This is a genomic window from Aeromonas sp. S13(2024) (assembly GCF_041402405.1).
GTDB classification, from domain to species: Bacteria; Pseudomonadota; Gammaproteobacteria; order Enterobacterales; family Aeromonadaceae; genus Aeromonas; species Aeromonas veronii.
In genome coordinates this window covers 273,938-299,381 of sequence record NZ_JBGLRA010000003.1, presented here as the reverse complement: position 1 = coordinate 299,381, position 25,444 = coordinate 273,938, and the positions used below count along the sequence as shown (strand labels likewise).

At 59.6% G+C, this 25,444-nt stretch carries 18 protein-coding genes; 4 read left to right on the top strand and 14 right to left on the bottom strand.

All coding sequences use genetic code 11. The features are described 5' to 3' along the window. Position 1: 1 nt before the first annotated feature. The 9 genes from exeE to ACB042_RS07000 all read right to left on the bottom strand — a co-directional run bounded on the left by exeE (position 2) and on the right by ACB042_RS07000 (position 11,863). Positions 2-1,507: a GspE family T2SS ATPase variant ExeE gene (exeE, locus tag ACB042_RS07040; protein WP_368149815.1), complete on the bottom strand. Its 1,506-nt coding sequence runs from the start codon at positions 1,505-1,507 to the stop codon at positions 2-4. After that, complete coding sequence (exeD, locus tag ACB042_RS07035; protein WP_371178127.1) at positions 1,507-3,546, bottom strand: GspD family T2SS secretin variant ExeD; 2,040 nt, start codon at positions 3,544-3,546, stop codon at positions 1,507-1,509. The genes exeE and exeD overlap by 1 nt, the downstream gene beginning before the upstream one ends. A 21-nt stretch (positions 3,547-3,567) precedes the next feature. Further along, positions 3,568-4,401, bottom strand: a complete 834-nt coding sequence (exeC, locus tag ACB042_RS07030) for a GspC family type II secretion system variant ExeC (RefSeq protein ID WP_005359021.1) — start codon at positions 4,399-4,401, stop codon at positions 3,568-3,570. A gap of 227 nt (positions 4,402-4,628) precedes the next feature. After that, positions 4,629-5,324, bottom strand: coding sequence for a type II secretion system assembly factor GspB (gene gspB / locus ACB042_RS07025; protein WP_371178126.1), 696 nt, complete (start codon positions 5,322-5,324; stop codon positions 4,629-4,631). Further along, positions 5,324-6,892, bottom strand: a complete 1,569-nt coding sequence (locus tag ACB042_RS07020; RefSeq protein WP_371178125.1) for an ExeA family protein — start codon at positions 6,890-6,892, stop codon at positions 5,324-5,326. The genes gspB and ACB042_RS07020 overlap by 1 nt, the downstream gene beginning before the upstream one ends. Before the next feature lie 290 nt (positions 6,893-7,182). Next, complete coding sequence (locus tag ACB042_RS07015) at positions 7,183-8,628, bottom strand: HD domain-containing phosphohydrolase (protein WP_371178124.1); 1,446 nt, start codon at positions 8,626-8,628, stop codon at positions 7,183-7,185. A gap of 49 nt (positions 8,629-8,677) precedes the next feature. Continuing rightward, entirely contained in the window at positions 8,678-9,799 is a 1,122-nt protein-coding gene (locus tag ACB042_RS07010) for a beta-ketoacyl-ACP synthase III (RefSeq protein WP_371178123.1), read from the bottom strand. A 54-nt stretch (positions 9,800-9,853) separates the two neighbouring features. Next, positions 9,854-11,017 (bottom strand): VWA domain-containing protein, encoded by a 1,164-nt coding sequence (locus ACB042_RS07005; protein WP_279485906.1) that lies wholly within the window; start codon positions 11,015-11,017, stop codon positions 9,854-9,856. Between the two features lie 3 nt (positions 11,018-11,020). Further along, positions 11,021-11,863, bottom strand: a complete 843-nt coding sequence (locus ACB042_RS07000) for a MoxR family ATPase (RefSeq protein ID WP_005350058.1) — start codon at positions 11,861-11,863, stop codon at positions 11,021-11,023. 159 nt (positions 11,864-12,022) lie between these two features. Between ACB042_RS07000 and cysK the strand changes: the two genes are divergently transcribed. From cysK to crr, 4 genes are all read left to right on the top strand, one after another. Continuing rightward, positions 12,023-12,991 carry a cysteine synthase A gene (gene cysK / locus ACB042_RS06995; RefSeq protein WP_047440293.1) on the top strand — a complete coding sequence of 323 codons (969 nt, stop codon included), beginning with the start codon at positions 12,023-12,025 and terminating at the stop codon, positions 12,989-12,991. Between the two features lie 440 nt (positions 12,992-13,431). Then, on the top strand, positions 13,432-13,689 hold the full coding sequence (locus tag ACB042_RS06990; RefSeq protein WP_005338266.1) for an HPr family phosphocarrier protein: 258 nt from the start codon (positions 13,432-13,434) through the stop codon (positions 13,687-13,689). A gap of 46 nt (positions 13,690-13,735) precedes the next feature. Further along, the gene (gene ptsI, locus ACB042_RS06985; protein ID WP_021229076.1) at positions 13,736-15,463 is read left to right on the top strand and encodes a phosphoenolpyruvate-protein phosphotransferase PtsI; all 1,728 of its coding nucleotides are present in this window, start codon (positions 13,736-13,738) and stop codon (positions 15,461-15,463) included. Positions 15,464-15,505: 42 nt separating this feature from the next. Next, entirely contained in the window at positions 15,506-16,015 is a 510-nt protein-coding gene (gene crr / locus ACB042_RS06980) for a PTS glucose transporter subunit IIA (RefSeq protein ID WP_005338264.1), read from the top strand. Between the two features lie 99 nt (positions 16,016-16,114). Here crr and ACB042_RS06975 read toward each other — a convergent pair whose 3' ends face one another. From ACB042_RS06975 to pykF, 5 genes are all read right to left on the bottom strand, one after another. Then, the gene (locus tag ACB042_RS06975) at positions 16,115-17,047 is read right to left on the bottom strand and encodes a diguanylate cyclase domain-containing protein (RefSeq protein WP_371178122.1); all 933 of its coding nucleotides are present in this window, start codon (positions 17,045-17,047) and stop codon (positions 16,115-16,117) included. Between the two features lie 338 nt (positions 17,048-17,385). After that, entirely contained in the window at positions 17,386-19,416 is a 2,031-nt protein-coding gene (locus tag ACB042_RS06970; protein ID WP_371178121.1) for a M13 family metallopeptidase, read from the bottom strand. A gap of 53 nt (positions 19,417-19,469) precedes the next feature. Then, positions 19,470-19,874, bottom strand: coding sequence for a hypothetical protein (locus ACB042_RS06965; RefSeq protein ID WP_371178120.1), 405 nt, complete (start codon positions 19,872-19,874; stop codon positions 19,470-19,472). A 407-nt stretch (positions 19,875-20,281) separates the two neighbouring features. Continuing rightward, entirely contained in the window at positions 20,282-23,611 is a 3,330-nt protein-coding gene (gene mscK / locus ACB042_RS06960) for a mechanosensitive channel MscK (protein WP_128836218.1), read from the bottom strand. Between the two features lie 150 nt (positions 23,612-23,761). Next, positions 23,762-25,174: a pyruvate kinase PykF gene (pykF, locus tag ACB042_RS06955; RefSeq protein ID WP_031227651.1), complete on the bottom strand. Its 1,413-nt coding sequence runs from the start codon at positions 25,172-25,174 to the stop codon at positions 23,762-23,764. Positions 25,175-25,444 lie beyond the last annotated feature (270 nt).

Below are 25,444 nucleotides of genomic sequence, written 5' to 3'. Positions count from 1 at the left end.
CTCAATCTTCCCGGGTCACGCGCAGCACCTCTTCGAGGCTGGTTTGCCCCTTGAGGACCTTGTCGATGCCGTCACGGCGGATGCTGGGGGTGTGGCCGCGGATCAGCCGCTCGATGGCGAGCTCGCCGCTGGCACTGTGAATGGCTTCTCGCACCGCTTCGTCGATCACCACCAGCTCGTGGATGCCGGTCCGGCCACGGTAGCCGGTGTGGTTGCACAGCTCGCAGCCTACCGGACGCCACACCTGCTGATCGGGAGCCAGCTCCATGCCCATGGCGAGGCGCTCCTGCTCGGTGATGGGGCGCGGGGCGCGGCAATCGGGGCAGAGGGTGCGCACCAGCCGCTGGGCCAGCACCGCCAACAGCGACGAGGAGAGCAGAAAGGGCTCGATCCCCATGTCCCGCATCCGGGTGATAGCGCCGATGGCGGTGTTGGTGTGCAGGGTCGACATCACCAGGTGACCGGTCAGCGACGCCTGTACCGCGATCTGGGCGGTTTCCAGATCTCGAATTTCCCCCACCATCACCACATCCGGATCCTGACGCAGGATGGCGCGCAGGCCGCGGGCGAAGGTCATGTCCACCTTGGTGTTGACCTGGGTCTGGCCCACCCCTTCGAGGTCATATTCGATAGGGTCTTCCACCGTCAGGATGTTGCGATCCCGCGAGTTGATTTCAGACAGCGCCGCATAGAGGGTGGTGGATTTACCTGAACCGGTCGGGCCGGTCACCAGAATAATGCCGTGGGGCTTGCGAATAAGCTCGCTGATGATGGTGCGGTTGGCCGCGGTCATCCCCAGCTGCTTGAGCTCGAGGCGCACGTTGTTCTTGTCGAGCAGACGCAGTACCACTCGCTCGCCGTAGCTGGACGGCATGGTGGAGACCCGCACGTCGACGGCGCGACCGCCGATACGCAACGAGATTCGGCCATCCTGTGGTACCCGCTTCTCGGCGATATCCATCCGCGACATCACCTTGATCCGCGAGACCAGCAGTGATGCCAGCTTGCGATGGGGGCGCAGGATCTCCCGCAGCACCCCGTCGATGCGAAAACGAATGACCAGTGCCCGCTCAAAGGTCTCGATATGGATATCGGAGGCCTCCTCCTTGATCGCCTCGCTCAGCATAGCGTTGATGAGACGAATGATGGGGGCGTCGTCATCGGCATCCAGCAGATCTTCGCTTTGCGGCAGCTCTTCGGCCAAGGCGAAGAAGTCCATCTCGTTGCCGAGATCTTCCATCAGCTGGCGCGCTTCGGAGGAGTCTCGCTGGTAGTGAGCCATCAGCAGCTCTTCGAAGGCCTCGTTGTCGAGTTGCTCCACCGCGAAGCTGCAACCCGCGACCCGCCGCACTTCCAGCAGGGCTTGCGGGGTGACGCCAGGGCGGCACTGCAGCACGGGGGCGCCCTCCCGCTCAATCAGGATCACCCCGAAATTGCGGGCAAAGACAAAGGGGAGCTCGGGCAGTGGCGCAGGCCCGACGCTTCCATCCAGATGGTAGGCACTCATCAGGGCTTACTCTGCACAAACGGGGTGGTGGTCTCGACAGTGCTTTGCTGTCTGCTCCGCATCTCGTTGATCTGCTTCTGGATCTCTTTTTGCAGCTCGGGCGACACCATCACATCCTGGCCATAGGCAGGCAATACCTGACGGGCGGGGGAGGTGAGATACCCCTCCTGCGAGGCGGCATTGAGCTGCTCGGCGCGGAACAGGCTGTATTTGTTGCTGGAGACACCGGTATAGACGTCCGCATCACGCAAGATGGTTGGCCGGATAAAGACCATCAGGTTGCGCTTGGAGGTGGTGTTGGAGGTTGAGCGGAACAGATAGCCCAGCACCGGGATATCGCCAAGCAAGGGCACCTTGGAGACCTGCTCCTTGGTCTGTTCGTCCATCAAACCACCCAGCACCACAGTTTCGCCACTTTTCACCAGCACCGCGTTCTTGACGGTACGGGTATCGAAAGTGGGGCCAAGGTTGGCAGTACCGGTCGCCTGGGTCTGGGCGACGCTGGAGACCTCCTGCTCGATATTGAGCAGCACCGAATCCCCTTCGTTGATCTGCGGGGTCACCACCAGCTTGGTGCCCACCGTCTTGCGCTCGATGGTGTTGAACACCTGATCGCTGGTGGTGGAGCTTTGCGAACCGCTCTGGACCGGGACCTCCTGACCGACGTTGAAGGATGCCTCCTTGTTGTCCATGGTGACGATACTCGGGGTGGAGAGAATATCGTTCTTGGTGTTGGAGGCCAGCGCCGTGGCCAGCATGGCCCAGTCGCCGTGATAGAAACCGGCGGCCATGCCGTTGAACTCTTTCAGCAGACCGGCAGCGGTGTCGGTCTTGCCATTCTGGTAATCCTTGCCCGCCGCAATGGCGCTGCCGAGGGGCAGACCCGAGTTGGTGAACTGGGTGCCGCCGCCGTTGGCATTGCCCCACTGGACGCCAAGGCTGAGGCCGTCGCCATCCTGCATCTCGACGATGATCGCCTCCACCAGCACCTGGGCGCGGCGGATATCGAGTTTGGCCACCACCTGCTCCAGTTCGGACATCACGTCCGGCTGGGCGGTGATGACCAGCGCATTGGTGGTCTCGTCAGCGGAGATGGCCAGCTTGCCACCGCCGATGCTGGCGCCACCTGTGGTTGCGCCGCCGCCCTTCTTGTCAGCCTCGATGCTGGAGCTGACCCCCTTGAGCACCTCGACCATGTCTTTGGCCTTGCCATATTTGAGGTAAAAGACCCGGGTGTTGCCCTGGCTTTGCAGGTCGCGGTCGAGCTGGCGCACCATCTGGATGATGCGGGCGCGCGCTTTCGGCTCACCACTCACCACCACCGAGTTGGTGCGCTCGTCGGCCACCACCTTGGGGGAGAGCAGCAGGGAGGCGGTGCCGCCCTGTGGGTTGCCATCCTTGTTGAGATTGGTCACCAGCCGCACCATTTCACCCGCCGAGGCGAACTTGAGCTTGATGATGTCCACATCCTGATCGCCTGCGCGGTCGACCCGGTTCACCACCTCCACCAGACGGTTGACCACGGCGGCGCGGCCGGTGATCAGCAGCACGTTGGAGGGCTCGTAGTGCACCACGTTGCCACCACCGGCGTTGTCGTTGAGCTGGCGCAGCAGCGGCGCCAGTTCACGGACCGAGACGTTGCGCACCGGAACGACCCGGGTCACCATCTCGTCGCCCATGCCCGGGTTGCTGCCATCCACCACCGGAATGGCGGAGGTCTTGGCATCCCGCGAGCGCAGCACCTTGAGCACCCCGTTGTCCATCGGCACCACGGCAAAGCCGTAGACGTCGAGCACGCTCAGGAAGAACTGGTAGTACTGCTCCTCATTGAGCAGGTCGTAGCTGCGCACGTTGATCTTGCCGCGTACCGAGGGCTCTATGATGATGGTTTTATTGAGGTTCTTGCCCACCGTATTGATGAACTCTTCAATGTCGGCGTTCTTGAAACTGGCAGAGTATTCGGTGGCCCAAGCTGAGCCCGTCATCATCAGTGCCGCTGCGATAGTGGCCAGACGCCAGCTTTTCCCTTTAGTGGTCATTATTGGTACGACTCCAAATCATTATTCTGACAAGCGCACATAGATGTCGAACTGTTCGCCCTGTCGCTCGACGGTCACTGTCATTTCCGTTGCGCCAGCCATCTGCTGCATCGCCTGCATGGCTTGCATGTTGTCCCGTAAATCCAGCCCGTTGATGCTGATGGCCAGGTCATTGGCCTGCAGCCCGCTCTGGTTGAAAAACTCAGGATTGCTGCCCGGATTGAGGCGATAGCCGGTCATGCGGCCATCCACCTGAACCGGTGAAATATTGAGGTAATCGGTGATCTTGCCCGGATCGGCCATCAGCTCGCTGCGCAGGGATCCAAGGGGGGCGGCGTTGGTCTGCGGCAGCGGCTTGCCATACTCCTCGCCATCCAGCATCAGGGTCTCGTCGCGGCCATCCCGCTCGATGATCACCCGATCCGGATAGACCTGCCGGATCCGCGCCTGGGTGCCGTCAATCATGTCACCGACCCCATAGGAGTTCTGGATGCCGGACATGGCGATGATGGCGATGGATTTGGCGGGATCCGAGCTGGCCAGCACCCCGTTGAGCTGGGCATTGAGCTGGGTACGCGGCGCATTGGCGGCCACGGCGGCTTTGGCCTGCGCCTTGGGGATCGCCTTGCCAAACAGCGCCAGTCGGCTCACCTCGCCCAGTTCAAGGCGCGGGTTGCTCTGGCCGTTGACCGCCACGGCGGAGGGTTGCCACGGTTGACTGGTTTGCGGGCTTGCCAGGGTGAGCAGACGCCAGGTGAGGGCGGCGCTCTGCTGGGCCAGCATGATCAACAGCGCCAGAAAGGCCACCTGGGTGACTCTGGTCATGGGAAGCCGCCGGCACTGGGCCAGCAGCATGGTCAAGATGTCATCCCTGAATCGTAGCGTCATATTAATCAACAAATTCCAGGCTCTGGGGCGGCTGCGTATTGTGTACGGCCGGTGGCTGTGACACAACGGGTCGGGGCGCGCCAAACCGTAAAAATGGATATTTCATCACACCGTAAACCTTTGAATGCTCACAAAAGTGGCACTCAGGTGAGGTGCATCCGGCTTGCCTGCGAACATCAGGGCTCGGTGCGTACTCATCCTCGCCAATCCTGCAGCGCCTTGAGGGTCACGCTCTGTCCGGCGACCTGAAGCACTATGTATTGCTGGTCGATGGTGGCGAGCACGACCCCCGGGGCGATTTCGCTCCCCTCCCGGTATTCCCGGCCATTGAGCACCACGGCTCGCTTGGCGGGGTTGGAGGAGAACACATGAGAGCCATAGCTCAATTGCGGTACCTGCTGGCGCACCGACTGGGGTGCCGAGCCCAGCGTCATCAACTGGGCCGGTTGCACGTTGTTCTGGCCGGTGGCGTGTGGCGTCTCCTGCAATGGGGTTTCATTGAGGGCTTTCATCAGCTGCTCGGCCAGACTCAGCGCGGGGGTATTTCCCTGACTGGTCCCCTCGTTTTTGGCCACTGCTCTGGGTTGGACCACTGGCTCCGGCAGGGGCGGGGGCAGCGGACGGGTCACCATTGCCTTGGGTTCAACCCGCACGAAGGGTGGAGTGATCACCTCTTTCACCTCCACCTTCTCCTCGATGGGGCGCAGGTGGATCAGATGCCAGCCATAGTTGGCGCCCGCCCCCAGCAGCAAGGCCAGGGGAGCCAGCAGCCAGCCGATGCGGCGTGGGCTGCGCTCCTCTTCCCGGGGCATGGGCAAGCCCATGGCCGGAATATGGGCGGAGAGTTGCGGTTGCTGCGCACGGCGCAGCGCCTTGAGCAGGGTAGACATCAGGAGGCCTCCTCCAGTCTGGGCATGGGTTCACCGGAGAGGGCGCTGAGACGCAGCAGGGTGTTGCTGCCAGCGATGCCATCAGGGGTGAGCCCCTGATCCCGCTGGAACTGCTGCAGCTTGTTCTTGAGCTCGCCATCGAAACGGCGCACCTTGCGCTCGGGTTGTTGCAGCGCACGGCTCAGGGCGTTGTCGAGCCACTGGATCTGGGTCTGACCGGCATTGCTGGCGATCAGGCTCACCCCCCCTTTCGGCATGCGCCAGAGCAGGGTGTAGCTGCCGCCCCAGTTGTCGCTGAGCCACTGGCGATCCACCTGCCAGCTTTGGTCGCCGATCATCAGGCTGGCCTTGTTCGGCCCCAGATTGACCAGGGTCGCGTAGTAGAGACCGCCAGTCTGGTCAGTGAGCGCGATCATGGCGGGATACTGCAGGGCGCGCAGCTCGTCAAGGCTTGCCTCTCCCTCCTGACAGCGCAGACCGGCACGGGGCGCATTGTCACAGGTTGCCTCGAACGGTTCCGGTTCATAACCCCAGACCCGATAGAGATTCTGCATGGCGCTGTCGGGGTCGATGGCCTGATTGATCGCCGCGGTCAGCTGCTCCTGCTGCTCGGCGGTTTCGTCGATGGTGACCGGTACCTCGACCTTGACTACCGGACGGGTGGGGAACACGCCGAAAAATTGCCAGCCCCACCAGCCTGCGGCCACTAGCAGGGCGCCCGCCAGCGTCACCATCAGACCGGAGGCCCAGCTTCCTTCGTCCCGAACGCCATTGACCTCGAAGGCAGCCTGGCTGATATCGCTGTGGATAATTTTGTAGCTGCCACGGGCGAAAGCGGCGATCAGGGCGCGGTCACAGATGAGGTTGATGAAACGGGGGATGCCGCCACTCAGGCGATGAAGCGTCTTGATGGCGCGCGGGGTGAAGATGGGTTGTACGCAGCCCGCGACCTGCAGCCGGAAGCGGACGTAGGCATCCACATCGCTGTGAGAGAGCGGCAGCAGGTGATAGCGGGCGGTAATGCGCTGGGCCAGCTGACGCAGCAGGGGTTGGCGCAGCATCTGTTGCAGCTCGGGCTGACCGATCAGCACCACTTGCAGCAGTTTTCGTTCGTCGGTTTCGAGGTTGGTGAGCAGACGCAGCTGCTCCAGTACGCCGGGCAGCAGGTGCTGCGCCTCATCCACCAGTACCACGCTGCGTTTGCCTGCCGCCAGGTTGGCCAGCAGGTGATCGCGAATAAGGTCGAACAGCCGCTTGATCCCGGCATCTTCGGGATAGGGGAGTTGAAACTCGTCACAGATGGCGGCCAGCAGATCCCGTTCGGTCAGGGAGGGGTTGAGGATATAGGCGATCTCGGTCTCGGCGGGGAGCTGTTGCAGCAGGCAGCGGGAGACGGTGGTCTTGCCGGTGCCCACTTCGCCGGTTAGCAGCACAAAGCCGCCGCCATCCTGCAATCCATAGTTGAGATGAGCAAGGGCTTCGCCGTGGCGCTCGCTCATATAGAGGTATTTGGGATTGGGCGAGATGGAAAACGGGTGTTCCGAGAGGCCGAAGAACTGTGTGTACATGAGGGTATTCTTTTGTAGCCGGCGACAGATGAAAAATGTCTCCGGATGATAGCAAACCTCGCTTTCATTGGAAGCCATCATTGGCGCAGGAGGGCAAATTGCGGCCTTTTCCTGCCATCTTGTGATCCCGGTTGCGTCATCGGTACGAACCCGGATCACAAAATGACAAAAAACATCTGTAAATAAAGGGAAATATCAATATCGGCCCGACGTGGCGCATGCCGCTTGCGCGCATTTTATGACACGTGTGCCCTGTCAGCCATCACGGCAAAGGGTCGGGATGCGCCTGCTCAGTGGTGATCCTGAAACTGTGCGGCAATCTCCCTGAACTGCGCCTCGCAGGCGAGAAAAGCCGCGACAATGCCGGGATCAAAATGGCTGCCGCTCCCCTTCACGATGATCTCTTTCGCCTCCTCATGGCTGAAGGCGGGTTTGTAGACCCGCTTCGAGATGAGCGCATCGTAGACATCCGCCACCGCCATCAAGCGCCCAGAGAGAGGAATATCTTCACCCGCCAGCCCTGCCGGATAGCCGCTGCCATCCCACTTTTCGTGGTGGGTGAGGGAGATCTCCCGGGCCAGCCGCAGGAAGGAGTTGGAGCCCAGCTGCGCCTCGGCACTGGCCAGCGCATCGGCGCCGATCTGCGGGTGGCGCTTCATGATGGCGAACTCCTCGCCGGTCAGCTTGCCCGGTTTGAGCAGGATGGCGTCTGGAATGCCCACCTTGCCCACATCGTGCAGGGGCGCCGATTTGAACAGCAGGTCGATGGTGGCGTCATCGAGCGGGTAGCGATCCCGGTCGTTGCGACTGAGATATTGCGCCAGTGCCTTCACGTAGTTCTGGGTGCGGATGATATGGGCGCCGGTCTCGTTGTCCCGGGTCTCCGCCAGCGAAGCGAGGCCGAGGATGGCCACATCACGGGTCAGGTTGAGCTCGTCGCTGCGGGATTTCAGCTCGCCGATCATCTGATTGGTGCTGGCTGCGATAAGGCCAAACTCGTCATCCCGGGTGACCGGCACCCGGGCGTCGAAGTCACCGCACTGTACTCTGGCCATGGTGCTGGTCTGCTGGCGCAGGGATAGGCCGAGATTGCGACCATAACCGTGAATAATGAGGGCGAGATAACAGAAGGTCACCGTCATTACGAAGGCGATCTCCCACAGGATGTAGTGCTGGGCATCGACCCTCGGCAGGCTGCGCTCCACCGTCACCAGCCACTCCAGATCCTTGTTGAACAGCAAGAAGAAGACGCCCCCCAGCAGGGTGAGGGTCGCCAGGGTAAAGAGGGTGAACTTGCGTGGCAGCGGCATGGCCAGCGGGTGGCTCAGCGCCAGGCTCTGCTCGGCTTGCCGTGTTCTGGCCCGATTCCAATCCCGCTCTAGGGTCAGGTCGGCCGCCACCAGAAAGCCGAGGGTGGTCATCCCTAGCAGCACCTTGAGGTGACTCTCCAGTGGAAAGTCGTGAGCCAGTGCGTTGTAGCCCGAGAGCAGCAGTGCTCCCAGCAGGTAGAAACCCACCTCCAGTCCAAACCCGTCCAGCCCGTTGCGCGGCAGGGGCCGCCTTGAGAGCAGCCAATTGCGTACGGCGAACATGATGGCGAACGTCACCAGGGTTGGCCCCAGCAACTGGGGCAGGGTGAGACTCTCGAGAAACGGGCAAACCTGCCAGCCATAGAGACAAAATAGTGACAGGGTTACCCCGTAGTGCAGGGCGCAACGCCCCGTGATCCTCTGCATATTCCCACCCATGTTGCTGGTTATTGTTATGTCGGCGGGAGGCCCGCCATTACAGGCGCCGCAGCAGCAGGCTACCTATGGAGTAGCCAGCGCCAAAGGAGCACAGTACGCCGCGAGCCCCCGCAGGAAGGTCGCGATTGTACAGATGAAACGCGATGATGGAACCCGCCGAGCTGGTATTACCATAGCTATCAAGAATGACCGGCGCCTCCTGCTGGCTGGCATCGTGGCCCAGCAGCTTGCGACCGATGAACTGGTTCATGGTGAGGTTGGCCTGATGGAGCCAGAGCCGGTTCAGGCTCTCGGCGGGCCAGCCCTGCTCATCGAGCTGGTTGGCTATCTGATCGCACACCAGCGGCAACACCTCCTTGAACACCTTGCGCCCCTGCTGGCGAAACAGCTTGTCGTCGCTGTAGCGGGTGCGCGGGCTCAGCCGGTTCAGAAAGCCGAAGTTGTTGCGGATGTTGTTGGAGTACTGGGTCACCAGCTTGCTGGCTACCAGTTGCCACGGGTTGGCCACCTTGCAATCTTCCGCTCGCTCCAGCAGCACCGCGGTGCAGGCATCGCCGAAGATAAAGTGGCTATCCCGATCGCGAAAATTGAGGTGCCCCGAGCAGATCTCCGGATTGACTACCAGCGCCACGTTGGCGGTGCCTGCCGCCAGCATGTCGGCGGCTGTCTTGATGCCGAAGGTGGCAGACGAGCAGGCCACATTCATGTCAAAGGCCATGCCGCTCGCACCCAGATAATGCTGCAGCTCGATGGCCAGCGCTGGATAGGGGCGCGGCATGTTGGAGGCGGCGACGATCACCAGATCGATCTCGCCGGGCTCGCGGCCGGCGGCGATCAGCGCCTGCTCGGCGGCGGCCACCGCCATCTCCACCATGATGGAGGGCATCTCATCGGGCCGCTCAGCCAGCAGCGGCTGCATGATGTCGGGGTTGAGCACACCCTCGCGACTCACCAGATAACGGCTCTTGATGCCGGAGGCCTTCTCGATGAACTCGCAGCTGGAGTGCTGCTTGGCGGGGAGCTGGCCGGCGTCGATGGCGGAGGCGTTCTCCTCGTTGTAGAGATCCACATACTGGTTGAAGGCGGACACCAGCTCTTCATTGCTGACGGCAAAGGGTGGGGTATAGAGGCCTGAGCCACTGATCACGATAGAGGTCATCTTTGCTCCTCGCCGGGTGCGTTCCCGGCTTGTCGGTTTATAGGGTAGAGAGGGTTACAGCTGGTCGATCGCCGCAGCGAGACCCGCCAGGGTCAGCGGATGCATCCGCCCGCCAACCACGTCATTCATCAGCTTGATAGAGGGATGCCAGAGCCACTCCCGCCGTGGGGTGGGGTTGATCCACACCAGTTTGGGAAAGTGCTGCTGCAAGCGGGTGAGCCACACCTGACCCGACTCTTCGTTCCACAGCTCGACACTGCCACCCGGCCAGGTGATCTCGTAGGGGCCCATGGTGGCATCCCCCACCAGGATCACCCGGTAGTCGCTGCCGTAGGTGCGCAGCAGGCGCAGGGTATCGAACCGCTCCTCAAAGCGGCGGGCGTTATCCTTCCAGACGAAGTCATAGAGGCAGTTGTGAAAATAGAAGTACTCCAGATGCTTGAACTCGTGGCGCAACGCGGAGAAGAGGCGCTGCACCTCTGCCACGTGGGCATCCATGGAGCCCCCCACATCGAAGAAAACCAGCAGCTTCACCCCGTTGTGGCGCTCGGGCCGCAGCTTCACATCGAGCCAGCCCTGGCGGGCAGAGCTTTTTATGGTGTCGTCGAGATCCAGCTCGTCGGGATTGCCTCTGCGCACCCAACGCCTGAGTTTGCGCAGCGCGAGCTGAATGGCGCGCTGGCCAAGCGGCGAGTCATCGCTGAAGTTGCGATAGTGACGGGCCTCCCATACCTTGGCCGCCTTGCCGTGCTGCCCCTCTCCACCCATGCGAACGCCCTCGGGGTGAAAACCGCCATGGCCAAACGGGCTGCTGCCACCGGTTCCCACCCACTTGTTGCCGCCGGCGTGGCGCTCTTTCTGCTCGCGCAAGCGCTGGTTGAGGGTTTCCAGCAGCTTGTCGAGTCCGCCGAGGGATTTGAGCAGCGCCTTCTCCTCTGGGCTCAGCAGTCGCTCGAACTCCTTGCGCAGCCACTCCTCGGGCAGGCTCTCCGGCAGCAGGGGAATGGCTTCCAGCCCCTCGTAGTATTCGGCGAAGGCGCGATCGAAGCGATCGTAGTGGGCCTCGTCTTTTACCAGCAGGCAGCGGGAGAGCTGGTAGAACTCCTCCATATCGACAGCAACCAGCCGGGCAGCCAGTGCGGCGTGCAAGTCCAGCAGTTCGCGCAGGCTGCAGGGGAGCTTGTGGCGGCGCAGATGGGTAAAAAAGTCGATCAGCATGGGTCAGCTGCCGCGCCGGGCCAGAAAGGCGAGCTTCTCGAAGAGATGCAGGTCCTGCTCGGTCTTGAGCAGGGCGCCATAGAGCGCGGGCACCAGCTTGCCGGGCTCGCGGGCGCGCATTGCCTCGGGGGCGATATCGTCGGCCAAGAGCAGGCGGATCCAGTCCAGCAGCTCCGAGGTGGAGGGTTTCTTGCGCAGTCCCTCTACCTCGCGCAGCTCGAAGAAGAGCTCCATTGCCTCGCCAAGCAGGCTCTCCTTGAGGTCGGGGTAGTGGAGTTTGACGATGGCCTGCATCTCGGCCTTGTCGGGGAAGCGGATGTAGTGGAAGAAACAGCGGCGCAGGAAGGCATCCGGCAGCTCTTTTTCGTTGTTGGAGGTGATGATGACCACAGGCCGCTGTCGCGCCTTGACTCGTTCGCCGGTCTCGTAGACGTCGAACTCCATCCGATCCAGCTCCAGCAGCAGATCGTTGGGGAATTCGATGTCGGCCTTGTCGATCTCGTCGATCAGCAGCACAGGTCGCTGCTCGGCGCTGAAGGCCTGCCACAACTTGCCTTTACGAATGTAGTGACTGATATCGGCCACTCTGGGGTCGCCGAGCTGGGAGTCCCGCAGCCGGGCCACCGCATCATATTCGTAGAGTCCCTGCTGAGCCTTGGTGGTGGACTTGATATGCCAGGCAATGAGATCGGTGCCGAGATGGTCGGCGACCGCTTCTGCCAGTACCGTCTTGCCGGTGCCCGGCTCCCCTTTGATCAGCAGCGGTTTTTCGAGGGTGATGGCGGCATTGACCGCCATCTTCAATGCATCGGAGGCGAGATACTGGCTGCTTCCTGAAAATCCCATAACGTCGGTTCCTTTGACGATTGGCGCCCTGAGTCAGGGGCCAGAGAGAATAAGCTCTATATGTTGTAATACCATATGGTTATAACGAATAGTCACTTCTCATTCAGAAACCACAGGGTAATCTTGTTTCATCGTCGTAACAAACACAGGGATAGCGCCATGAGCAAAATTTTTGAGGACAACAGCCAGACTATCGGTCACACCCCGCTGGTTCGTCTCAACCGTGTTACCAAAGGTCGCGTGCTGGCCAAGATCGAGAGCCGCAACCCCAGCTTCAGCGTCAAGTGCCGGATCGGTGCCAACCTGATCTGGGATGCCGAGAAGCGCGGTATCCTGACCAAGGGGAAGGAGATCATCGAGCCCACCAGCGGCAACACAGGTATTGCTCTGGCCTTTGTCGCGGCAGCTCGCGGCTATCCCATCACCCTGACCATGCCGGCCACCATGAGCCTGGAGCGCCGCAAGTTGCTCAAGGCGCTCGGTGCCAATCTGGTGCTGACCGAAGGGCCGCTCGGCATGAAGGGGGCCATTGCCAAGGCCAACGAAATCCTCGAGTCCGAGCCGGGTAAGTATGTGTTGCTGCAACAGTTTGAAAACCCGGCCAACCCGGAGATCCACGAAAAGACCACCGGCCCCGAGATTTGGGATGCCACTGACGGCGAAGTGGATGTGTTCGTGGCCGGGGTCGGTACCGGCGGCACCATTACCGGTGTCTCCCGCTACCTGAAGAAGACCCAGGGCAAGGCGGTGGTCTCTGTCGCGGTCGAACCGGCCGAGTCGCCGGTCATCAGCCAGAAGCTGGCCGGAGAAGAGATCAAACCGGGCCCCCACAAGATCCAAGGGATCGGCGCCGGCTTTATCCCGGGCAACCTAGACCTCTCCCTCATCGATCGGGTGGAGAAGGTGACCAGCGATGAAGCCATCGAGATGGCCCGTCGCCTGATGGAGGAGGAGGGGATCCTGGCCGGTATCAGCTCCGGTGCTGCGGTGGTGGCTGCCAGCCGTCTTGCCGAGCTGCCGGAATTTGCGGGCAAAACCATAGTGGTCATCCTGCCGAGTGCGGCGGAACGTTACCTCTCCAGCGCCCTGTTTGCCGGGGTGTTCAGCGAGCAGGAACTGCAGCAGTAACTGATCGGAATCTTTCAAAACAGCGGCGCTCCCAGGAGCGCCGCTTCTTTATGGGCTAGACTCAACCCCTGTTAGTGTCACTTGATCCTTATTTTTTGGGGTAAAATAACAAGTTCCGGAGTGAGAAAAAAAGCAGACATTCCGCTCTAAATCTCATATCCTGTGCGGCGTCACGCGGTGTTTGCTGGCTGGGTATCACAAAGTAACAAAGTGTTATTTTTCGTTATAAAATAATTTCAGGCCAGTCCTGATGCGGCTTGTAGCCCAATAACTGAAAATTGCCAACCAGCGCGCCGATTACTGCACAGAAACTTGACCTGGATTAAACCATTGCGGGTCTGCTTTCGTTACTTTACAACATATCCATACTGACACGGTGGGTCAGGTTGCTTCAAAAACGACCAATCCACCAAAAAATATCAATAATATGGGGTGAAACCATGTACGAGAAGTCTGTTGTTATTACTGCTGAAAACGGCCTGCACACCCGTCCGGCAGCTCAGTTCGTGAAAGAAGCCAAAGAATTCCAAAGCGAGATCACTGTGGTCTCCGGTGGCAAGTCCGCCAGCGCCAAGAGCCTGTTCAAGCTGCAGACCCTGGGCCTGACCAAAGGTACCAACGTAACTATCCAGGCTGATGGCCCGGATGCTCAGCAAGCTGTTGAGAAGCTGGTTGCCCTGATGGACGAGCTGGAGTAATCCAGCTTTAGATTCCTCCCCCACAGTCGTTTTAATAGGAAGGATTATGATATCTGGCATTCTTGCGTCCCCCGGTATCGCATTCGGTAAGGCGCTTCTTCTGAAAGAAGATGAAATCGTTATCAATCAGGGCAAAATCTCTGCTGACCAGATTGATGCCGAGATCAACCGTTTCCTCGAAGCTCGTACCAAGTCAGCTACCCAGCTGGAAGCCATCAAAGAGATGGCCGGTCGCACCTTCGGTGAGGAAAAAGAGGCCATCTTCGAAGGCCACATCATGCTGCTCGAAGATGAGGAGCTGGAAGGGGATATCAAATCCTTCATCAAAGAGAACAAGGCTTCCGCTGACAAAGCCATCTATGAGGTGATCGAACAGTACGCCAAGATGATGGCCGAGCTGGATGACCCTTATCTGCGCGAACGCGCTACCGACTTCCGTGACATCGGTACCCGTCTGGTCAAGAACGTACTGGGCATCGCCGTTGTCAACCTGAGCACCATCGACGAAGAGGTGATCCTGGTCGCCAAAGACCTGACCCCGTCTGAAACCGCTCAGATCAACCTGAAATATGTGCTGGGTTTCGTCACCGACATCGGTGGCCGTACCTCTCACACCTCCATCATGGCCCGCTCCCTGGAGCTGCCAGCCGTGGTAGGCACCAACGACATCACCGAGCGCGTCAAGAACGGTGACATGCTGGTGCTGGATGCGATCAACAACCAGATCATCATCAATCCGACCGCTGAACAGCTGACCGAAGCCAAGAAGTTCCAGGCTCAGTTCCAGGCCGAGAAAGATGAGCTGGCCAAGCTGAAAGATCTGCCCGCCATCACGCTGGATGGTCATCAGGTCGAAGTGTGCGCCAACATCGGTACCGTCAAGGATACCGAAGGTGCCATCCGCAATGGCGCCGAAGGCGTGGGTCTGTACCGTACCGAGTTCCTGTTCATGGACCGTGACGCGCTGCCGACCGAAGACGAGCAGTTCAAAGCCTACAAAGAAGTGGCCGAAGCGATGCCGGATCAGCCGATCATCGTGCGTACCATGGACATTGGTGGCGACAAAGAGCTGCCCTACATGAATTTCCCGAAAGAGATGAACCCCTTCCTGGGCTGGCGTGCCGTGCGTATTTTCTTCGACCGCGAAGACATCATGCACGCTCAGCTGCGGGCCATTCTGCGCGCCTCTGCCTTCGGCAAACTGCGCATCATGTTCCCGATGATCATCTCTGTCGAAGAGTTCCGTAGCCTGAAAGCCACCGTAGAGACGCTGAAAGCCGAACTGCGTGCCGAAGGCAAAGCCTTTGATGAATCCATCGAAGTGGGTATCATGATCGAGACCCCGGCCGCTGCCGTGATGGCTCATCATCTGGCCAAGGAAGTGGATTTCTTCAGTATCGGTACCAACGACCTGACCCAGTACACTCTGGCTGTCGATCGTGGTAACGAGATGATCTCCGCCATGTACAACCCGCTGTCACCCTCCGTCCTGACCCTGATCAAGATGGTTATCGATGCGTCCCACGCCGAAGGCAAGTGGACCGGTATGTGTGGTGAACTGGCTGGTGACGAGCGCGCTACCCTGCTGCTGCTGGGTATGGGTCTGGATGAGTTCTCCATGAGCGCCATCTCTGTACCGCGTATCAAGAAGCTTATCCGCAACACCAACTTCGAAGATGTGAAGGCAATGGCTGATCAAGCACTGAGCTTTGCCACCGCCGCTGAAATCGAAGCATGCGTAGATAACTTTATTAAGCAGAAAGCAGTCTGCTAAGATCGGCTGCAAACAGCGACAAATCATCTCTAGGAGCTTTATATGGGTCTGTTTGATAAACTGAAGAAACTGGTTTCCGACGATAGCTCTGACACCGGCGGCATCGAAATTTTTGCTCCGCTGTCTGGCGAAATCGTGCCGATCGAAGATGTGCCTGACGTTGTCTTCGCCGAGAAGATCGTTGGTGACGGTATCGCCATCAAGCCGGCTGGCAACAAGATGGTTGCGCCGTGCGATGGTACCATCGGCAAGATTTTCGAGACCAACCACGCGTTCTCTCTGGAATCCGACTCCGGTATCGAGCTGTTCGTTCACTTCGGTATCGACACCGTTGAACTGAAAGGCGAAGGCTTCAAGCGTATCGCTCAGGAAGGTCAACAGGTCAAGCGCGGCGACACCATCATCGAGTTCGATCTGGCCGTTCTGGAAGCGAAAGCCAAGTCTACCCTGACTCCGGTTGTCATCTCCAACATGGACGAGATCAAAGAGCTGATCAAAATGACTGGTGCCGTGACTGTGGGCGAGACCCCGGTTATCCGTATCAAGAAGTAATGCCCGGCTGGCTTCACGCCAGTTGCGCAGTAAAAAACCGAAGCCTTGTGCTTCGGTTTTTTTATGGCCGCGAGTCGGCTTTCCTTTCTGGTGATCACTCTATTCCGTCGAGATGACAACCCGGTTACGGCCCTGATCCTTGGCCTGATAAAGGGCCCGGTCTGCCATCATCAGCAGATAGTCGATGCCCTCCTGCCCCTTCATGCTGGCACACCCCAGACTGATGGTGAGGGATAGCTGCTTCCCCTGCCATGGCAAGCGGGTGGTACTGACATGCTGGCGCAGGTGTTCGGCGCGCCGTGCTGCCTGTTCAATATCGCAACCAGGCAGGATCAGCAGAAACTCCTCTCCGCCCCAACGGGCCAGACTCTCCCCCGGCAACAGCTGGCTCGCCATGGCGTGGGCGACGGCGCAGAGCGCGGCATCGCCCGCAGGGTGGCCATAGCGGTCATTGACTTGCTTGAAATGGTCGATATCTCCCAACACCACCGAGAGGGGCTCACCCTGCAACCAAAGGGCCTGCAACTGTTGCTGGGCGCCACGCCGGTTGGTCAGTTCGGTGAGCGGATCGGTGCAGGAGAGGCGGCTCACCTCTTCCACCATGCACTGCAGGTCGTGGATATCGCGAAAGGTGACGATATGGCCATCCGGGATGGCATCGGCTCCCAGCTGGGCAGTGACGATAAACCAGCGTGACTGACCGCTCTTGCAGCGGATCAGCGCAGGCATCTCGGCGACCTCCAGCCCTTGCGACAAGCTCTGTTCCACCTGGGAGTGCCAGGAGTCGATGATGGTGCGGCGATACCCTTCATCCGGGTAGGCGACCTGAAACCAGGAGGCCATGTCCGGCAGATCGTTAAGGTTGTAGCCCAACTGCTCAATAAAGGCTTTATTCAGGAAGCGGTGGCGCCGCTGAGGGATCATGTCGGGTGAGCAGCCATCGTGACGGGCAATGGATTCGGACACCAGAATAGGCAGCGGGATCACATCGAAGGAGCGAAACAGGATCTGTTGCAGTTCTCGGTCATTCATAGGAAAAGCAGCTCCACGATGCATCTTTTATATGCTTTACCATAGGTCAGACCAGTGTGGTGGTAAACCGATTTATGGTGGTTACGCCGCCGGTTTTTCAGCCAATGGCAAAGGCGAGAAAATGGCGGGGTTGTTTGCCGTGGCCGTATCGGGTGAAAGCTGGGCAGGCTGAGGAGAAGCGGCGAGGCAAAAGGGTCAAAAAAACCCACATGGTCAGGCACATGTGGGTCGGGAAAACCAGGCAGGGTAAAACAGACACTCCCTGTGTCGGTCATCTTCAGCTCAGGTGGAGGTGGTCCATCTGCTGGAGCTTTTCGGGCCAGGGCCCCTACTGGTGGTCACCAAATCTTCACACGCTCGGAAGGTGGCAGATAGAGCTTGTCTCCCGGCTTGATGGCAAAGGCGCGATAGAAGGCCGGCATATTCGCGACGACGCCATTGACCCGGTACTCCAGCGGCGAGTGGGGATCTGTCTTGAGCAGAACGGCAGCGAGCTCGGGCCGGTACTTCCCTTTCCACACCTGCGCCCAGCCGATAAAGAAGCGCTGCTCGGCGGTGAAGCCATCGAGCACCGCTGGCTGGCGGTTGCCTAGGGCGAGCCGGTACGCCTTGTGGGCGATGGTCAAGCCGCCGAGATCGCCGATGTTCTCGCCAAGGGTCAGCTGGCCATTGACATGCTCCCCCTTGGTGGGCTCGAAACGGTCGTACTGTTTTGCCAGTTTTTGCGCTCTGGCGGTGAACTCCTTGAGATCGTCCGGAGCCCACCAGTTGTGCAAGGCACCGTTGCCATCGAATTTGGCTCCCTGATCATCGAAACCATGGCTCAACTCGTGACCGATGACCGCGCCGATGGCGCCATAGTTGACCGCATCATCCGCCTTCAGATCGAAGTAGGGCGGTTGAAGTATGGCTGCCGGGAAGACGATCTCGTTGTTGTTCGGGCTGTAGTAGGCGTTCACCGTCTGCGGATTGTCGAACCACTCCTCCCGATCCACCGGTTGATGGAGGCGGGCAAGGTGCTCGTTGTAACGCACCGTGGCCGCGCGCTGGGCATTGCCGACCAGATCATCGGGACGGATCTCGATTGCGCTGTAATCCTGCCACTGGTCGGGATAGCCGATCTTGACCCGTACCTTCTCCAGTTTCGCCAGCGCCTGCTGCTTGGTCGGTGCAGACATCCAGTCGAGCCCACCGATCTCCTGGCGATAGGCAGCGATCAGATTGCGCACCATGGTCGCCATCTGTGCCTTGGCTTCGGCCGGGAAGTAGCGATCCACGTAGAGTTTGCCCACCGCCTGACCCAGATAGTCGTCCAGCACCTCCATGGCCTGCTTCCAGGGCTCCCGTTGCCGGGGGATGCCGCTCAGGGTTGTGCCGTAGAAAGCGAAGTGCAGGGCATTGCTCTGGCTGTCGAGATAGGGCGCATATGTGCGTAGCAGATGGAACAGGCAGTAGGATTGCCACTGCGCGATGCTGGTCTCCTGCATCACTGCGGCCAGCTTCTCCAGATAGTCCGGCTCACTGACGATGGTCTCCGTTTCCCCGGCGATACCGGCCTCTGTCAGGTAGCGTTGCCAATCCAGGGTGGGCAGCAACTGACTGAGGCGAGCGATGGGCAGTTTGTTGTAGGTGAGGTTGTCATCCCGCAGCTTGACTCTGTCCCACTGCAGGCTGGCGAGGCGGGTCTCCAGCGCCAGAATGCGATGGGCCTGTTCGCTTGCCCCCTCGACGCCGGCATGGTTGAGCAGGGCGGTAATGAACTGCTCGTAGCTGGCCCGCAGTGTCTTGCTGGCGGTATCTTCTTTCAGGTAGTAGTCCCGATCCGGCAGACCGAGGCCGGATTGCTGCAGGTAGATCCCGTAGCTGTCAGGCTGTTTCTTGTCGGCCATGAACCCGATACCAAAGGGAGCGCCGCCCCCCAGCTTGTTAACCCGGGCAAAGTAGGTGGCCAGCGAGGCGCCATCATGGATGGCCATGATCTCGTCGCGCAGCGGCTGAATGGGGGTCAGCCCTTTGGCATCCCGCCCGGCCTGATCCAGATAGCTGGCGTAGAGATCGGCGATCTGCTGGTGAGAGGTTCCGGCCTGTTGCGGGCGCTTGAGCAGCTCCTCCAGCAACACCTTGCGATCCTCCAGCGACTTGTCCGCCAGCAGATTGCCGATGGTCTGCCCCGGCATGTCATCCGGTATTTGGGTCTGGGCCAGCCAGTTGCCGTTGACGTGGCGAAACAGATCGTCCGCCGCGCGCACGCTGTTATCCATGCTGGCCAGATCCACCCCGGAGTGGCCGCTGGCGGCACCGGCGCATGGCGCGAGGCCGATCAGGGCCAGCGCAATGAGGCTGGCGATCATGCTGCGTTGCTGTTTCATCGTGAGTGTCCTGTATGGGGAGCCTGTGGTGATTGGCTGTAACCGCTGGCTAATCAGCTGCGAACGACCGAGAGGAAGCGACCGTCGTGATTGAAGGTGCAGGTAAAGTCGACCGCATCATCGTCGGTCTCGTACTGGCCATAGACCTTGTATCTGTGGCCACTCTCTTCTGCCGACTCGGTGGTGATATCGCGCGGGGAGACATGGAATTTGCTGGCTGCTTCCCCCGAGCAGTAACGGGGCATCTTGCTGGTGGCCATATGCTGGTCATCGCTATCGTCATGCTGGCCATCATGGTCGTGTTTGTTATCGCTGTGCTTTTTCCCGGCGTAATAGCCAGCGGCGCCGATGGCACCCAGCGCAGCTGCACCAATCAGGACTTTCTTGGTGTCCATATTCTGGCAGCCGCTCAATGCCAGACAGGCGGCCAACCCCATTACCATCAAGGAGTGTTTCATCTCTCGGATCCTTTCAATTATCAAATGAGCAAGTCGGTGTCAGCCGGGCGGTGGTCACAGGGCCCGGCGCTGGAATGGCGCCACTTTGCAATGGTCAGGATGAAGAGGACACTCAAATAAAATTAAAAAAAGTTATAAAAGTCCGAGAGCCGGAGCGAGCACAGTATGGGGTAAGCAGTGAGGGGAGAAGGGCGCAGGTTTCATCCATGCGGTAAGTAGTGGTGTAGGGCAAGTGTTTGTTTTTAGACTTTTATTTCTCTTTATATTTTATCAAAGGTGATGGCTGCCTGTTGTGCGGCGGCCAGCCATGCTGGCAATGGATAACTGTCTCTATCGCCATAGACTGGCATAAAAAAGCCGCTCACCTGGGTGAGCGGCTGTTGCTATCAGATTAATGCAGTTCGCTATCAGGCTGGCTGCTTGCCATCTTCCGCGGGCGGCGGCAGGGCGGCGGAGTTGGACTCCACCTTCTGCTCTTCGCCTTGCATGTTCTTGATGTAGACATCCATCTGGTTGAAGGCGATCTCGATGCCGTTCTCGCGGAACAGCTGGTCGATCTTGCGGTTCAACTCGTCTACCGCCGGGTTGCGATCACCCAGTTCGCTCACGAAGAAGCGCAGCTCGTGATCCAGCGTGCTGGCGCCAAAGGTGAGGAAGTAGACGATGGGGGCCGGGTCTTTCAGCACCCGGCTGTTTTCGTCGGCCGCCTGTTTCAGCAGGGTGCGGGTCAGCTCCAGATCCGAGCCGTACGCCACGCCCACCCGCACGATCACCCGGGTGACGGTGTCACTCAGCGACCAGTTGATGAGCCGTTCTGTCATCAACTGCTGGTTGGGGATGATCACCTCTTTGCGGTCGAAGTCGGTCAGGGTGGTGGCGCGAATGCGGATCCGCGAGACGGTACCGGAGAAGGAGCCGATGGTGACGGTGTCACCGATCCGCACCGGACGCTCGAACAGGATGATGATGCCGGAGACGAAGTTGGAGAGGATCTCCTTCATGCCGAAACCGATACCGACTGACAGACCACCCGCTACCCACTGCAGCTTGTCCCACTGCACGCCCATCATGGAGAGAGCGGTCAGGGAGCCAAAGCCGATCAGCACGTAGTTGAGCATGGTGGTGATGGCGTAGGCGGTCCCCTGAGCCAGATTGAGCTTGGAGAGCACCAGCACCTCCAGCAAGCCCGGCAGGTTGCGCGCCAGTGACCAGGCACCGCCGAGCAGCAGGAAGCCAATCAGCACGTCACTCAGGCTGATGGGGAAGAGCACGGCGTTGGCGCCGGTGCCTTCGCTGCGGTGCCACAGCACCATGCTGTCGAGGTAGGAGAAGACCGCGACCAGATCGGACCAGAGCCAGTAGAAGGCGACGCCGAAGATCAGCATCAGCACGGTACGGGTCAGACGCAGGGACTGCTGGCTGACATCCTCCAGATCCATGGGCTGCTCTTCGATGGACTCGCCACCTTCCGCATCTTCCGAAGATTTGTGCTCACGCTTGGCCACCGCACGGCGGTAGGCCAGACGACGGGCTGCCAGCTCCAGACCACGCAGGGCGGTGCGGTAGACCAGGCTCCAGATTATGATGAGGTAGAAGGATTCGATCAGGCGACCGGTCAGCTTCAGCGCGGTGTAGTAGTAACCGAGCACGGCCAGCACGATCAGCGCCACCGGCGCCAGCGCCAGAGCGATGGCGATCAGCGACTTCTGCATGCTCGCCTCGCCCTTGATGCGGGCGCGGGAGATGGGGAACACCAGATAGGCGGCCAGCCCCAGCAGGGTCAGGGTCATGGCCTGGCCGATCACGTCGTTGCCCAGGGTGGAGGGTTCAACCACCGCCTTGGTTGCGAGCATGATGAGCGGCAGCAGTGGCAACCAGATGTAGCGCATGCTGTTGCGCTTGGCCTGCAGCTCCGCTTTCGGGATCCGGAAGTGGGTTTCGGCGATGCCGCCCGGGCGCATCACCGCCAGATAGACGCTGAACACCAGATAACCGAGGGCGAGGTTCAGGGTGATCTGGAACATCAGCTTGGGACTGAGCAGACCGCAGTAGGTGAGCAGCAGACCGCCAGCCAGAATGAACATGCTGCCCGGCAGGCGTTGCAGCACGGTATAGAGCAGGGCGCGCGGGGTGTGCCACTGGCTGTCCTGACGGAAACGGCCAAGGTCCTTGGTGATCTTCTTCTCGCGCTCAACCAGCGCCGGACGTTTCCAGACCAGCAGGCCGCCGATCAGCAGCAGCGGGAAGGCAAGCAGGGAGATCCCCAAGAGCTCTTCGCGCCAGCGTTTCCAGTCCGGTTTCAATACCCAGTCGGAGGCCTGTTTGTAGGCCTGGGCGGGCCAGCTGATAAACCACTTGCTGTCGATGGGCTTGTTGCTGCTTACCCAGAAGATGTGTTGCTGCAGGGTAAATTCGATAGAGGCATAGACCCGCGCCAGCTGCTGCTGGGTCAGCTGCAGGCTGATGGCGTTGGTGAGCTGGCTGTCGAGTTGGCGGTTGAGCTGATCGAGCAGATTGATGCGGGTATCGAGCAGCTTGGCAAGGTTCTCCTTGTCCTCTTCGCTGACCGGATCCTTGCTGCCGGCGATCAGATTGTCCAGATAGAGGTTCTTCTGGAACAGCTGGTCACGCTGCTGGCTCAGTTCAAACTGGGCCAGATGGAGATCGGCGATCTGCTCTTCCAGGTTTTTGACGGCGATGGTGGGTGCCGCTTCCAGCTGCTGGTAGAGCTGATAGAGGATGCGCGACAGCAGCAGATTGCCCTTGAGCATCTGCACCTGTTCATTGAGGTTGCGCTCGGTCTGGATGCCGCGCTCCAGCCAGCTCTTGGCTTGCAGGTTTTTCTGGACCAGCGAGTTGAGGCTGGTGGTGGCACCGATCAGCTGCTGGCTGAGCTGGTGGTTGAGCTCCTGCTCTTTTTGCACCAGCGGGCTGTCTTCGGTCGCCACCAGTTCACCGGTCTGCTCGGCGGTTTTTTCGGTATCGCCGAGGCGCTTGGCGCTGCTCTGATCCTGCAACAGCTGCAGTTTCTGCTCTTCGCTGGCGAGACGGGCACTCTGGTAGTCGCGCTGCTTGATCGCCAGATCCTGCATGCTGGTACGGTTATCCAGCTCCTTTTGCAGGTGGGCCAGTTGCAGGTCGAGCAGGGCCAGTTCGGCACCGAGCTTCATCTTCTCGGCGCTGGAGACGCTTTCACCGGCGTTGAGGCGGGTACGGATCTCCTGACTGCGCTGGTAGGCACGGCTCATGCTGGCCTGTGCCCGCTCCGGCAGGGTCTGCAAGCTGGTGAGCTGGCTGCCGATGGCGCCGAGGGCCTCCTGTGCCGCCTGCATGTTGGCCAGCACTTCCGGCTGACGGCTGTCGAGCTCTGCCAGACTCATGCTGGCGTATTCGCTCTTGATCTGCTCGGCACTCTTGCCCTTGGTCAGGGCATCGAGCTTGGCACTGATCTCTCTGAGTTCGGTGGGCAGGTTGCGGATCCGCTGGGCCTGAGTCTTGGCCTTTGCCTCTTCCTTGTCGATGCTGTCGAGCAGGCCGAGGGTTTCGGTCAGCAACTTCTGATCCGCTTGCTGACTGACGGTCAGGGTCTCTGATTTACCCAGACCATCAAGCGCTCGCTGAACTGCGTTGCGAGAGGGGACATCTTGCGCCATGGCTTGCGGCACGCAGAGGCTGGCGAGGAGACAGAGCAGCGGCAACAGGGTGGCCGAGACTCTTTTAAAACGTATTGAGGGCATATAACTTCCGGGTTATTACGCGATATTCGGGAGATTTCCCGCATAGATTAAATTCGCGTGGATTCTAACACCGGGCTTGTCAGGTAAGCAGGGGGGAGGGACAAAAAAAACGGCGCCCGCATGCGCCGTTTTCAACTCGTTCAGCTCTGATTAAAGAACGTGAACAGAAGCGGTGTTGGTGGTGCCGCTCGGTACCAGAGCACCGGAGACCATCACAACCACGTCACCTTTCAGACCCATGCCGATTTCCAGCGCGGCTTCTTTACCGATGCGATAGAAATCGTCGGTAGAAGCGATGCTGTCAACCACGTGGGCAACCACACCCTTGGTCAGAACCAGCTGGGCAGCAGTTTTCTTGTTGGTGGTGATAGCCAGGATCCAGGCTTTCGGGAAGTACTTGCGAATGGCCTTGGCAGACTTGCCGCCTTCGGTAGCGACCACGATCAGCGGGGCGTCCAGCTTCTCGGAGGTCTCTACGGCGCCTTTACATACGGCTTCGGTGATGCGCAGCTTGTTGCTGTCGTTGGCAGCAGACAGGTTGGACGGCATCACGGCATCGGTACGCTCGCAGATGGTGGCCATGATGGTCACGGCTTCCAGCGGGTACTTACCCTTGGCGGATTCACCGGACAGCATGACTGCGTCGGTACCGTCCAGGATGGCGTTGGCCACGTCACCAGCTTCGGCGCGGGTCGGACGCGGGTTCTTGATCATGGAGTCCAGCATCTGGGTGGCAGTGATAACCACTTTGCGGGCTTTGTTGCACTTGGCGATGATCATCTTCTGGGCGAAGATAACTTCTTCAACCGGGATCTCTACACCCATGTCGCCACGAGCAACCATGATGCCGTCGGAAACAGCCAGGATCTCGTCGAAGTTGTCCAGACCTTCCTGGTTTTCGATCTTGGAGATGATCTGAATGTTCTCGCCACCGTGGGCTTTCAGGTGCTCACGGATTTCCAGAACGTCTTCTTTCTTGCGGATGAAAGAAGCAGCAACGAAATCAACGCCTTGCTCGCAACCGAAGATCAGGTCGCGCTTGTCTTTCTCGGCCAGGGCCGGCAGCTTGATGGAGACGCCCGGCAGGTTAACGCCCTTGTTCTCGCCCAGGTCACCGTTGTTCAGCACTTTACAGATAACTTCGCGCTCGGTGATTTCGATAACGTCCAGACCGATCAGGCCGTCATCAACCAGGATACGGTTGCCGACGCGCAGATCGTTGGCGAAACCTGCATAGGTCACGGCCACTTTGTCTTTGTTGCCAACCACGGTCTGGTCGGTGGTGAAGGTGAAAGTCTGGCCAGCGACCAGCGCGACGTCGTTGCCGCCTTCCAGCTTCATGGTACGGATTTCCGGACCCTTGGTGTCCAGCAGGATAGCTGCGTGCTTGCCGGTCTCGGCCATCACAGCGCGCAGGTTGCTGATGCGGCTGCCGTGCTCGGCGTAGTCACCGTGGGAGAAGTTCAGGCGCATGACGTTCATGCCGGCGTCCAGCATTTTGGCCAGCATTTCTTTGGATTCGGTCTTCGGACCGATGGTGCAGACAATTTTGGTCTTTTTCATGTCAATCTTCATGGTTAAGGAATTTCCGCCGAGCAATATACACCAGTTTTTGGAATCTTTTTATGATCCAGAAACAACGTTTTGACCAGATAACGTTTTCTTTTCAGGGATAACGTTTTCCTGTGAGTCACATTTTAGAGCATACGGCCACAGGTTCGGGCTGAAGGGATACAAATGTTGCCATCTGTGGTTGTTTGGCCGGGTTGAGGTTCAGATGTTGTAAAATGACCACCCATCCGCTGTCACCGTCTTGTCACCGGCTTGCGCAAA